General features: G+C 41.3%; 9 protein-coding genes. 3 read left to right on the forward strand and 6 right to left on the reverse strand.

Going from position 1 to position 12,448, the window contains the following annotated elements; all coding sequences use genetic code 11:
• Nucleotides 1-34 precede the first annotated feature (34 nt).
• The gene (locus AACX33_RS07370) at nucleotides 35-1,189 is read left to right on the forward strand and encodes a pyridoxal-phosphate-dependent aminotransferase family protein (protein ID WP_193997762.1); all 1,155 of its coding nucleotides are present in this window, start codon (nucleotides 35-37) and stop codon (nucleotides 1,187-1,189) included.
• Nucleotides 1,190-1,752: 563 nt separating this feature from the next.
• Here AACX33_RS07370 and AACX33_RS07375 read toward each other — a convergent pair.
• Together AACX33_RS07375 and AACX33_RS07380 are read right to left on the reverse strand one after the other, a co-directional pair.
• Nucleotides 1,753-1,980, reverse strand: a complete 228-nt coding sequence (locus AACX33_RS07375; protein WP_193997761.1) for a DUF2949 domain-containing protein — start codon at nucleotides 1,978-1,980, stop codon at nucleotides 1,753-1,755.
• A 487-nt stretch (nucleotides 1,981-2,467) separates the two neighbouring features.
• A complete protein-coding gene (locus tag AACX33_RS07380) occupies nucleotides 2,468-2,989 on the reverse strand; it encodes a DUF192 domain-containing protein (RefSeq protein WP_193997760.1) in 522 nt (173 codons plus the stop codon).
• 459 nt (nucleotides 2,990-3,448) lie between these two features.
• Here AACX33_RS07380 and AACX33_RS07385 point away from each other — a divergent pair, with 459 nt between their 5' ends.
• Both AACX33_RS07385 and AACX33_RS07390 read left to right on the forward strand, forming a co-directional pair.
• Nucleotides 3,449-3,994, forward strand: coding sequence for a CAP domain-containing protein (locus tag AACX33_RS07385; protein ID WP_193997759.1), 546 nt, complete (start codon nucleotides 3,449-3,451; stop codon nucleotides 3,992-3,994).
• 4 nt (nucleotides 3,995-3,998) lie between these two features.
• Nucleotides 3,999-4,841, forward strand: coding sequence for an alpha/beta fold hydrolase (locus AACX33_RS07390; protein ID WP_193997758.1), 843 nt, complete (start codon nucleotides 3,999-4,001; stop codon nucleotides 4,839-4,841).
• 61 nt (nucleotides 4,842-4,902) lie between these two features.
• Here AACX33_RS07390 and AACX33_RS07395 read toward each other — a convergent pair whose 3' ends face one another.
• From AACX33_RS07395 to AACX33_RS07410, 4 genes are all read right to left on the reverse strand, one after another.
• Entirely contained in the window at nucleotides 4,903-5,946 is a 1,044-nt protein-coding gene (locus AACX33_RS07395; protein ID WP_193997757.1) for a DUF1350 family protein, read from the reverse strand.
• Between the two features lie 277 nt (nucleotides 5,947-6,223).
• Complete coding sequence (locus tag AACX33_RS07400; RefSeq protein ID WP_193997756.1) at nucleotides 6,224-6,910, reverse strand: hypothetical protein; 687 nt, start codon at nucleotides 6,908-6,910, stop codon at nucleotides 6,224-6,226.
• A 267-nt stretch (nucleotides 6,911-7,177) separates the two neighbouring features.
• On the reverse strand, nucleotides 7,178-10,675 hold the full coding sequence (locus AACX33_RS07405) for an AAA-like domain-containing protein (protein ID WP_193997755.1): 3,498 nt from the start codon (nucleotides 10,673-10,675) through the stop codon (nucleotides 7,178-7,180).
• Between the two features lie 31 nt (nucleotides 10,676-10,706).
• On the reverse strand, nucleotides 10,707-12,095 hold the full coding sequence (locus AACX33_RS07410; protein WP_228048708.1) for an AAA-like domain-containing protein: 1,389 nt from the start codon (nucleotides 12,093-12,095) through the stop codon (nucleotides 10,707-10,709).
• Nucleotides 12,096-12,448 lie beyond the last annotated feature (353 nt).

The following is a 12,448-nucleotide window of genomic DNA, read 5'->3' on the forward strand; positions in this document are numbered from 1 at the left end:
AGTTGTAACTTTTATTTAATTTTAGGACAAACACATGGACAATAAGCTGATGCTGATGATTCCTGGCCCCACACCAGTGCCAGAGGCTGCCTTGCTGGCATTAGCCAAGCACCCCATTGGACACCGTACTAGTCAGTTTAGCAACATCATGGCTGAGGTGACAGAAAACCTCAAATGGTTACACCAAACTCAAAATGATGTCCTGATGCTGAATGTCAGCGGCACGGGTGCTGTGGAAGCGGGGATTATTAATTTTCTCTCTCCAGGCGATCGCATTTTAGTTGGTTCCAATGGTAAGTTTGGAGAACGCTGGGTAGAAATCGGCGAAGCATACGGTTTGAACGTCGAAGCGATTACCGCCGAATGGGGTAAACCTTTAGACACAGCGCTGTTTGCCGAAAAACTCCAAAGTGATACCCAAAAGCAAATCAAAGCTGTAATTATTACCCACAGCGAAACCTCAACGGGTGTATTGAATGACTTAGAAGCTATCAACCGCCTCGTCAAAGAACATGGTGAAGCTTTAATCATTGTGGATGCAGTCACTAGCTTGGGTGCATTCAATTTGCCCATAGATGCTTGGGGCTTGGATGTCGTCGCCTCTGGTTCTCAGAAAGGTTACATGATTCCTCCCGGACTAGGATTTGTGTCTGTTAGTCCCAAGGCTTGGGAAGCTTACAAAACTGCGAAATTACCCAAGTATTATCTAGATTTAGGTAAATATCGCAAATCCACAGCCAAAAATACTACTCCTTTTACTCCACCCGTCAACTTGATTGTGGCTTTACACACCACGTTAGGAATGATGAAAGCTGAAGGCTTGGAGTCAATCTTTACGCGACATCAACGACTGAAAAATGCCACCCGTGCGGCTGTTAAAGGTTTGAATTTACCTTTATTTGGGTCAGATGATTACGCTAGTCCGGCAATTACCGCTGTAGCCACACCAGGAATGGAAGCGGATAAAATTCGGTCGTTGATGAACAAGCGTTTTGATATAGCCTTAGCCGGCGGTCAAGACCATCTGAAAAACCAGATTTTCCGGATTGGTCACTTGGGTTTTGTGAGCGATCGCGATATTCTGAGCTGTATTGCCGCTTTAGAAGTGACACTAACTGAACTCGGACACGAAAACTTTACTCCGGGTGGTGGTGTAGCCGCAGCCGCTAAAGTATTTACTCAGTCCTGATTAAAAAATTCTCCCCTCTCCTGAGCAAGGCTACGGTGTACACACAAGTGATCGAATCGCCCCCTAACCCCCAATTATGGGGGAACAAGAATTTTCACTCGTCCCCCAAACTTGGGGGATTTAGGGGGCAAAACAGGCTCAAACGCAGACAGACAAGACTTGTGTATACACCGTAGCCTGAGCAAGGAGAAAGGCTGGGGGCGAGGTTCAAATATTTGATTAAATTATAAAGAGCGAGTTAAACATTTAACTCGCTCTTTGAATCTGTATGGAAATAAGTAAAAATGGTAACAGTCAATTCTCTGGTCTATCAGCCTCGGTACAAGGCAGAACGGACATGACATACCTCAATTCTCCTGTATGAAACTCATACTTATACTAATTAGAACAACGATTGCAACCAAAAACTTATCAAGTCAAACTTCTTTTGAAAGACACTGCACAGCGTAAATAGCACAACCATTTGAAATCAATGAAAAGCCTATATAATCAGATTTTTGACTTTTAACTTTTGACTTCCGCATAGCGGTGGTAGCCTGTTTTTCAGACTTAGACAATCTGAATTACGCCGTTTCCATCCAGTCGTAAATTTGTTCTAACTGTTCTAAAGTAATTAACCCATACTGCCAAAGAATCATTGGTAATGGACCTGGATCTTGTTCCCGATGTCGCAGTGCGACTGCCAGGGATGCCGCAGAAATTGACAAATCTTCCTGGAGAAAATGAATCAGTCGCGAATATGTTGATGGTGGCATTTGTAATTCACCTCCTTTAATTGAATGTATGGTCATATAACGATTTACCATTTGTCAGTAGCCCGCAGCTAATATTTCATTGGTAACTGGTGATTACCGGATAAACACGGGAAAAATTTGGTTTAAACTGATCAAACAGACCGATTTCACAGATAAGACGAGAAGATTTCCACTTTCGAGCCTCACTTATCCGCTCAATTTTTCCGATGCCAACGACTCAGGTCTAATTTGGTTTGATCTTTTTTACTATGATGCTTGATTGAATCAGAGATTTAGTAACAAAGATTCCATAGCTAATACTGCCCTATGAGAGTCCGTTTACACTTACGCCAAAAGGAGTATTTTTGGCATCCAAAGCGTGGAAATGTGATTGTACCTTGAAACTGGAAATTTTACTATGATTGAAAACATATAAATAGTAGCCTCTCTATTTGCTTTTTTATACCTACTTGATAGTTTTTTGACACCATCAGATCAATTCCGGATTTGCCTCAGTTTTTCAGAGAAAGCTGGGCAGTATTTATTACCGTAGATTTCCCATATCTAAAAACTCAATTTTGACTTGATCACCATTCCGTAAATTTAATTCCGCAGCTCGTCCAGACCGCAGTTCAATCACCGTATCAATGGGTACATTAGGCCCATAGGTTGGACAAGGTTCACTCGTGCAGGGAGGCGCAGAATCTTGAATATACTGAATTACCCCATTTTGCAAAAACACCATATCCAGAGGAACTGGGACATTTTTCATCCAAAAGTTGACCCGTTGTGCAGCCGGGAACTGAAATAACATTCCCCGATCATCTGGTAAAGCTGGGCGATACATTAAACCCGTCGCTTGCTGTTCAGGTGTTTCTGCCACTTCCAATTGAATTCTAGTACCATTTGGCACAATTGCCTCCGCAGAAATTGGGAGTGTTTGACCAGCGAATGCTTTGGTTTCGCTGCTGGGGGTGGGTGTGGTAGATTTTGCTGTTGTTTCCATAGCACAGCCCATTAGTAAAACACTCAGCAGCATCGGGACTAAACTTAGCCAACGCATCATACAATTTTTGATTTTGTAATTTAGATTTCGATTTTACAGAACTTCAGTCAAAAAGCACATGGAATTTAGTTGTTTTTTGTGTGACGGGGTTAACTGGGGATTGATAATTTTACTGTGATGGATAAGATTAATACTTCTATTTGGTAGCTGTTAGCGGATAGCAGTTGATCAGCTAATATACTTATCCAGGCGGGCAAAATGCTTAAAGCAACGAGAATTTGGTTTCCTTGCAATGTGTAAATTAAATGTTGTACATTTGATCGGATAACAGTGATTTCAGGGGAATTTCCGAAAAATACACTGTCATTTTTTCAAAAACCGGTGTTCTCTACGGTTGAGCTAAATATATTGAATTTTCGCTCTCAATTTATGAGGTTATTTATGAAACTTTAGAAATTATGCCCTGGACTTTTTCAAACAGGTATAGAAAATCTAACACATAAAAATATTCTCTCTCCGATGGAAAAACAAGTTTTAGCAGAAATGAACAAAGTCCGGATCAATCCTGGGGCATACCTTCCGCTTCTGGAACATTGGAAACGGCAATTTCAAGGCACACAAGTGAGGATAGCCGATAATGTTTATTTGCAGACACAAGAAGGGGTGAAAGCGGTGGATGAGGCGATCGCATTTCTCCAGTCCGCTGATCCTGTGGCAGAATTAAATATATCTGTGGGAATGTCTTTAGGTGCGAGAGATCACGTCAAAGACCAAGGTGAAACAGGCACCACAGGTCATAATGGTAGTGATGGCAGTAACCCATTTACGCGGATTAACCGCTATGGGACATGGCAAGTTACCGCAGGTGAAAACATCAGCTATGGTTCCAGCACAGCCGAAGAGATTATCATGCAGTTAATTATTGATGATGGCGTACCGTCACGCGGTCATCGCCACAATATTTTTAACCCGGCGTTTAAATTTGCTGGCGTAGCCTTTGGGATTCACAGCAAATACAAGCAGATGTGCGTCATCACCTACGCTGGCGGATATATTGAAAACTAAAATCATGTCTTCTATTTCTTCAACAGCTGCAAAACTCAACGTCTACATCAAAGGTGAAGGATTCCCCATTCTCGGCTTACATGGTCATCCTGGTTCTGGTCGGAATCTTTCTATCTTTACCAATCACTTATCACAGCGTTACCAAACTTTTGCTCCAGATTTACGCGGATACGGCAAAAGTCGCTACAATCACGATTTTGAGATGTTAGACCATTTAACCGACTTAGAAGCGCTGCTAGACCGCTTTTACATCGAAAAATGTCTGATATTAGGATGGTCACTGGGTGGGATTTTAGCAATGGAAATGGCCTTGCGACTACCACAACGGGTGACTGGTCTGATTTTGGTAGCCACAGCAGCTAGACCGCGTGGCAATCATCCCCCCATTACTTGGCAGGATAATCTCTATACTGGCATTGCCGGGATTTTAAATTATCTGCAACCGAGTTGGCAATGGAACATCGATACTTTCGGCAAGCGATCGCTCTTTCGTTATTTGATTCAACAACATACGCCCACAGCCTACAATTATCTTGCCCAGCAAGCAGCACAGGCCTATTTACAAACCTCATCTCAGGCAACTCGCGCCCTGTATAGAGCTTTGAAGTCCGGTTACAATCGACTCACCGATTTACAGGAAATTCACTGTCCTAGTCTGGTACTGGCTGGAGAACAAGACCGTCATATTACGGCTGAGTCGAGTTTAGAAACGGCGCGACACCTAAAAAATAACCAATACCATTCTTATCCCAATACCGCACATATGTTTCCTTGGGAAATTCCCCAACAGGTATTAAGTGACATTGATATTTGGCTACAAGCACATCCCCAAGTTACAAGTATTTAAGTAACTTCCAAAATAACGCCATAAACCTCTCTTTTCCTGGAATAAAAACTCATTATTTATTCTATTTTTTTATTGATAAATCTTTCAGTAATCCAATCACATGAGATTCAAATCCGGCGGTACGTTTCTGACTTGGTTCAATCACCGGAATTGATAATGTATCAGGAAAATTAATCACGAAATTGCCTATCTGTATACCTAGAGGGCGTAAATGTCCACCGGGTAATTCTTGCCACAAATCTTGCGGTGGTTTTCCCAAAGTATTTATAAACCAATCACAAGTACCACGAGCAATATTATCTGATTTAAAGCGCAGTATAGCCAGTAAATTAAATAAATTGCTATCCTTAATTAAGGCATAGGTTTCTTCTGGTGTTGGTTTGACATCAAAACCCAGTTTAGTAATTAAATTAGCTAAAATTTTAGGTTTAATAGCACTATCAATTCCTGTATTCACAGGAGCTAATAATACAGATACTTGTCCTTTAATAAAGATACTTGCAATTGTGACTTCTGCGTCCTTTGAGTCTAGTTTCTGAGAACCAATATTTTGCTTGAGGTAGTATTTAATAAGTTCAATAGTTTTGGCGCGTTTTTGCTGAAGGTCATTAATTAATATCTCTAAATCTGTAACTATACTTTTTATTTTACGCTCATTGTTTTGACTATTTGATGTTTCTGAAACCAATTGACGAATAAATTTTTCTAGTTCTTCTGAGTCAGTAGGTAGAGCAGTAAATCCTTCTAAGAGAGAAATATATTTACAGCCGATACTATGTCCCATCCACGAGAAGTTAGTATCATTTAGATAAACTTGAGAGTCATAACCTAAAAGGTTAGAAATTCTGACCACTTCGGGCATAATTTCATATTGTTCTCTAATCAGAAAACCAGCTTCTTCATAATGGTTAAAAGTGAAATTAAAGGGAAGAATGATGATTGTATATTTCTGCTCATATAAACTTTTCAATAAATGTTGATAAAACACCATTGGGATAAATGTCCCGAAGAAAGCCCCACCAATAAATTGAATGACTCCTTTGGCTTCGGGATGTAGCGCTACCCAACTGTGAGAAACTGGTTGAAATTTCATTTTTGGTTTCATAATTTTTCTGATTTGGTAATAAAGTTACAAAATTTTGTTGTTATTCTGGCTGAGAATAACAATTTGATAATTGATATAAGGTAAGAACTTGCTGCTGGATGCCTAAGCCAGGAAATTAGCATCTGGCTTTAGACATCTAGTTATCTGACATTTTGGTGAAAATGCTATTCGCACGCGAACTGCTGTTGAGAAGTCGAGTATCTATCTACCAAACATTTCTCAGAGGCTAAGGACAAATAACGACCCTAGCCAGTTAACTTTATTTACGCCGACCTACTTACTTTAGCTGGTCGAGGCGCTCAAACATTAAGTCCAGTAACTCTTGTCTATCATTTGTTGACGTAGAGTTATCGCCTAGTGGAATGGAGATAATTTCTTCAGGAAAGAATAGAGGTTTTAAACTCAGGAAACTACCACCACTAGCAGTAGGAACACTGTAAGCGATTTGATCAAAATCAGGAACTTTATCATTGAGATTGTTGGGTAGGAAAGTTCCTCTTTGCTCAGGAGTAATTAGCAACTCATAAGTTGGGCCTTTCAAAGCTAATCTAGAGATGTTCACATATCCACGAATCTCTAAATCTTTTACTCCTTTTAAAAGGTCTAAATTATTCAGATCAGGTAGTAAGGTAACTAATACCGTATCGTGAGCCGGAATTTTTAGATCGAAAGTAAATCTTTTCGGCTCATTTGGTACTGGTTTCAAATCAGCAAATTCATTCTTACCAAAAGTATCGACGATGATCACTGTATCCTTGAGATTTAACTCTGGTGTTGTTGCTGTAAATTCCAGTCTCAAGGCGGCAGTAGCATTAGTCGTGTTAGCAATGGTTAAAAAGTAACCTTGAACTACTCTACGAGCAACTTTTTTGAGGTTTTGTGCAATATCTGGGGGTAAATTTTCAAAGCCATCTGTAGGAGCAATTTGCTTCACAAGTAATTCAAATGTTGAAACTAGCGGCATACTTAATTTCTCCGTGGAATATAGTTTATGTCTCGAATTTTGTCATCACTACCATTACTGAAAAATGGCAGATATCCAAAATTAAATGTTAGTTGCAAGCTGAAAGATGATTTTTTTAGCTGCTAATTAGTCCACAAAGTTATGTTTGTTCTTTACGCAAGACTTGTGGTTTTCGTAATATTTCTTTACAAAATTTACCTTGATAGGCTGTGCGCGTCCGAGTATGATGATCGCCAAAATGTCCGCGTCACCAGAAAATAGTCCTATTTAGTTGTGGCAAAGGTCGCGGTCGCTTTTTTCAATATCTTTATTTGTGCGTAAATAATCCTCTACCCAGTCACAGCCGGATTTTACCAGGTCTAAATTGAGAATTTGCTCTAAATCCCAGAGAATTACGACTTGATCATCACTACCAGAGGCTAGGGTTTTGCTGTCGGGGCTAAAGGCTACAGTACTTACACTAGAAGTATGTCCATTCAGGGTGGTGAGCAATGTCCCATCTATTTTCCAGACCTTGATGGTATTGTCGAAACTGGCAGCCGCGACAATTTCTCCATCTGGACTGAATGCTACTCTGGTAAAGCCAATGCTATCTCCGGAAAAAACTCGCGCTAAAGTTCCATCCCGTCGCCATAGCCTGAGATTACCATCGCCGCCAGTGGAGGCAATATATCGACTATCGGGACTGATGGCAAGACCAAGGACTTCACTATGATGTCCTTCTAGTGTGTGTAATGGTTTCTCTAATAGGCGTTCGCTATTTTTAATCGTCCAAATTTTGATAGTGCCATCAGCACTCGCAGAAGCTAAAAACTCTCCATCTGGACTATAAGCAATATCCCAAATGCGATCGCTGTGTGCGGTAATGGTTTGATAAAGTTGAAACTGATTATTAGCTTGACGTTGCCAAAATCTCAGCTTACCGTCAAATCCTACAGTTGCCAAAAATTTACTATCTGGACTATAGGTAATACCCAAAAGGCCGAAACCTTCTCCGGCAATAATTGTGCGCTGATTATCCTCAAGCTGCCACAGTCTAATCACACCGAGAGAACCGACAATTGCTAAAGTTTGACTATCAGGGCTAAAGGTGAGACTAAGCATCTGGGAATCTTCTTCAACAATGGTTTTTGCGAGAGAACCGTCTTGATTCCAGAGTTTCACTTGTTTACCGGCCACAGAGGCTAAATATTTGCCATCAGGGCTGAACGCCACCCGCCATACCCTTCCCTTATGGCTATTGAGGAGCTTAACTAATGGTGGATGAACCCGCCAAAGTCTGATGGTGTTGTCATGTCCAGCCGAAGCGATAATTTGTCCATCTGGACTAAAGCCGATTCCTTCCACATTGGAAGTATGCCCCTGCAATGTTCTAATTAAAGTACCATCCATCCGCCATAATTTGACGGTTTTATCAGCACTAGCGGAGGCTATGATTTGTTCATCCTGGCTGATGGTTATATCTAGAATCTCCGATGTGTGTCCCCACAAACTTTGCCGCAGGACACCATTTTGATTCCACAGTCGCACTAGATAATCTGCACCACCTGATACTAAAGTTTTACCATCCTGACTCCAAGCCAGACTCCAGATAGTGGCTGATCCGGCGGTGAATTTTTTGATTAGTGTTCCATCCAGTTGCCAGAGGTAATTTTGTCCTCCCACTGTGCTAGAGGCGATAGTTTTGCCGTCGGGATTGAAGGCTATTCCCCACACACCACGGTCATGCTGAAGAGTTTTAATTAGAGTACCATCTAATTCCCAGAGTTTAATGGTGCGATCGCCACTAGCAGAGGCAATAATTTTTCCATCCGGGCTGAAAACAACTTTTGACAACGCAGACTGATGTCCGGTGAAGACTTGCAGTAATTTACCTTCTATCGTCCACAGACGCACAGAGCCATCAATCCCCGCTACGGCAATTAAACGACTATCGGGGCTGAAGCGGACACTGTTTAATGTTGTGGAGTGTGTGAGGGTTCTCACCAGTGTGCCATCTCTGTGCCACAGTTTAACTGTACGGTCAACGCTAGATGAGGCAATCCACTCACCGTCTGGACTAAAATCAACGCTTAAAACAATTCCTTGATGTCCTAACAGGCGATTCACTTCATCCGCTCCATAGACAGCTTTTTGTAGTGCCATGTGAGTTTGTGAATCTAAGGAGGTTTTATCGGCTAAATGGGCGAAATTGAGGTTTTTAAATTTCTGACGTGCTTTAATCGCTTGTACTAAGGCATCTAATCGCTGATGAGAGTTGAAACTACCATTGGCAGCAGATGCGATCGCTTTGACTTCACTGACGGCTGTTTGCTGATATTGATTATAGGTCACAAGTCCCAGAGTGATCGCTACCAACATCATCACGCTGACAATTCCTAACATCAGCCGTTGGCGCTTGAGATGTTGCTGTTGTTCTAGATAACGCTGTAGTTCTAGGTTTAACCTCGTCTGCACTTCTCGCAATCGTTCGGCTTTCAGTGTTTTTTTCACTTCCTGCCGTTCTAGTTCCTGACTAGCTGCGAGAAAGCGATAATCTAAGTCATTTAAGCTTTTACCTTGTGTCCATAGCAGTATTTTCTGTAACGCCTGTCCCCGCAGTAACCAGGATTGATCTATATATCCCGATGCCATCCAACCATTGATGGCTTGAGAATAGGGACGGATATTTGCCAGTTGTTTAGCAACCCAATCTAAGTCGAAAATCTGCTGATAAATGGGATTTTTAACTTGGAGAATGCCGCCTTGTTTTTCTACCAATCCGGTTAATATCAGTTCTGTTTGTTCTGGGCTATTGTCAGCGGGAATGCCATCGTTATCCAGGGTAAAGCGCAAGAGAATTTGTTGATATAGTCCGAGCAATCGTCCTCTGCGTTCCTCACTATACAGTAGGCGATCGCGAATTGTTTTTAAATGTTCTGGTTCATCTTGGCTTTCCCAATTTTGCAGAATGTAAGTCTGCACCAAATGATCAACCAAGTCTGCCTTGTTCTGCACTACCAACCGACATAACTTTTGGGTTAAAAATGGCTGTCCCCCAGTCCAGAATAAAATCTGTTGCAGAGTAGCTGGAGAATCAGAGACAAAACCATTTAATCCAGTTAACAATGGCGTTGCTTCAGTGCCACGAAAACCCTGTAACTCAATGGCTTGTCCAATATTAAACGGAGTCCGGGTAGTGTCAGCAATCAAATCTCCTGGAGTCGCCACACCAAACAATGCAAAGCTGAGACGGAAATACTCTGGTTGTTCGGCGCGGCGGTTATAATAAGCTCGAATTAAAGCAAAGAAATCATCAGTAGCAAACTTGAGACTGAGAACACTATCAATTTCATCAATAAATATGACAATCGGTGCGGAGATTTGCCGCAGCAGCACAGTATCAAAAAAATCACTCAATCGATTAATCAAAGATAGATGAGAGCGATCGCGCCACCAATTCCCCAAATCGAGATTTAACCCAAAATTCTTCACCAACAGCCCAATTATCGAAGCATACCACTGTTCTGGCGTGACTTCTCGCGTCCCAATCGCCGTAATATCAATCACACCACATCGCACACCCTCAGCTTGGAGACGGTGAGTCGTTTGTACCCGCAAGCTAGATTTACCCATTTGCCGAGCATTAAACACGTAACAAAACTCACCCCGCAACAATCCCTGAAACAGCACCTCATCTGCCCCTCTTCGCACATAAGATGCAGCATTAGCAGGCAAACTCCCCCCAACTTGATAGGAAACATCAGGACTAGGATAAACAACCATAAACTAAAATTAACTCCGCGCCCCTTTGCCTTTAATCCTTCAAAACCTGAGCAAAGTACTTTTGATATAACTCACAGCTGCAAACAGCCAATTGATTTTGAAACCGAATTAATCCCATTCCTTGCAGCTTAAATGATTGACTCGGATGCAACTCTATGCCTTGAGTAGACTTAACTACTAGCTGCATGACTTCCTCAAGTTCTGGATCTTGTTCTAAGTATGCTAACTGTTGCCGTAAGTGACTATTAAATATACTGTCAGGTAAAGTCGCTGTTGCCAACAATTGCTCTAGGGTTTTCTCTGATTGACTCAGGTGAAATAAACTTAACTGAGTTAAGTAAGGTTTTCCCCCCACTAATTTAACTAACTCAGTAGTATAACCTGCTGGAGGTTCTAGCCCATAGCGGATAGCTAATTCTTGCACTTGCTCTGGTGTAAATGCTGGTAACTCGATTAATAATCCCACATTGAAAGGAGATTGATGCAAGTTGAGCGGCAATAAAATCTCTGTGGAATATGCAATTACTAGCCTGAGTCTCTGCCATAATTCACTACTACCCGTGCTGTGCCTAGCTTGTTCGTACCAAGCTCGCAGCATTCCAAAGAAATCAGCAGCAATGTCTGGGTAGTTAAATAATACATTGACTTCATCTAGAACTAATAGTAAAGGAGTCTGGGCAGCAGGTAGCAAATAAGTTTCAAAATATTCATTACAACTATAGTTATTGCCAAATAAGGGATTCCATAATTCTTCTAGGCGGTGAGGTAAATCTAGACTGCGACTCACCATCATACATAGCCACTGGAGAAACTGACTTAAACTGCTAAATACTTCTCTATCTGCTAGTTGCAAACTGATAACTGCTGTACGAAACTCATATTCTGTCGCCTGACTTAACCCTTGGGTAATTAAAGATGTTTTACCAAACTGTCGGGGGGCGCGAATCCGAATTAAAGCTCCTGGTTGAAAAATTTCCCCCATGAACTGTTTTTCTGCCGGGGGACGATAGATATAAAATGGTGAATTTGGGGCAAGTTGTCCCTTGAGAGGAGTTTGCTGTAAGCTTGTTGCTACTGCTGTTCTTGTATTAGTGTCTAATTCTTGTCTAATATAATCGTCATTTTGTAACGACAATCCAAAGGCTTCAAAGTATGAGGCGAGAGTGGGTTGATCTACAGTGCTTTGTCGCCGACGGACTTTGGTTAAAGTTTTGCTGCTAATTCCGGTGCGATCGCTCAACTGCTCTAAAGTATATGGATGACCTCCATTGTCCCGCACTGCCGATAAGTATTCTGCGGCCTGTAATCTTTGCCAACCTTGAGAACTGATGACAACGCCTCTTCTACGTTTTTGGACTGAGAATTCTGCGGATTTATCATTATGCCAAACCACAAGCGGTACACTGAGAGTCTTATCCAATTAAATATGATTTAATAGCTCAATTTTACAAATTTTTCGTCTTTTAACATAAGTTTCTATTTTGGTTGGTTAAGTTGCTGATTTAAAATTCTATCGGTGCTAGCAAGTTCTCATGTTTAGTGTAAAAATTATAATCAATCCAAAATCAGTACTTAGGCAATTATAAATTCAACTATATGTTAAGCAATGTAAATTTATCAATTTCGTACTCACAGAGTCTAGTCCTTGTGTGTAAAGTCCTGCGAGCATAGCTTTGCTAACGGCGCAGCGTTAACTAGCTGGAATTATTGACATTAACCTATTGAAACCTAATGACAAACGATAATCTTGATCAGTTTCGCTGTTAAGCAAAG

Source organism: Nodularia sp. LEGE 04288 (genome assembly GCF_963896525.1).
In the GTDB taxonomy this organism is placed as follows: Bacteria; Cyanobacteriota; Cyanobacteriia; order Cyanobacteriales; family Nostocaceae; genus Nodularia.

Excerpts from the sequence above, each read along its gene's own strand:
- AACX33_RS07390 (WP_193997758.1), top strand. The coding sequence starts at position 3,999 with ATGTCTTCTATTTCTTCAACAGCTGCAAAACTCAACGTCTACATCAAA.
- AACX33_RS07400 (WP_193997756.1), bottom strand. The coding sequence starts at position 6,910 with ATGCCGCTAGTTTCAACATTTGAATTACTTGTGAAGCAAATTGCTCCT.
- AACX33_RS07395 (WP_193997757.1), bottom strand. The coding sequence starts at position 5,946 with ATGAAACCAAAAATGAAATTTCAACCAGTTTCTCACAGTTGGGTAGCG.
- AACX33_RS07370 (WP_193997762.1), top strand. The coding sequence starts at position 35 with ATGGACAATAAGCTGATGCTGATGATTCCTGGCCCCACACCAGTGCCA.
- AACX33_RS07405 (WP_193997755.1), bottom strand. The coding sequence starts at position 10,675 with ATGGTTGTTTATCCTAGTCCTGATGTTTCCTATCAAGTTGGGGGGAGT.
- AACX33_RS07385 (WP_193997759.1), top strand. The coding sequence starts at position 3,449 with ATGGAAAAACAAGTTTTAGCAGAAATGAACAAAGTCCGGATCAATCCT.
- AACX33_RS07375 (WP_193997761.1), bottom strand. The coding sequence starts at position 1,980 with ATGACCATACATTCAATTAAAGGAGGTGAATTACAAATGCCACCATCA.
- AACX33_RS07380 (WP_193997760.1), bottom strand. The coding sequence starts at position 2,989 with ATGATGCGTTGGCTAAGTTTAGTCCCGATGCTGCTGAGTGTTTTACTA.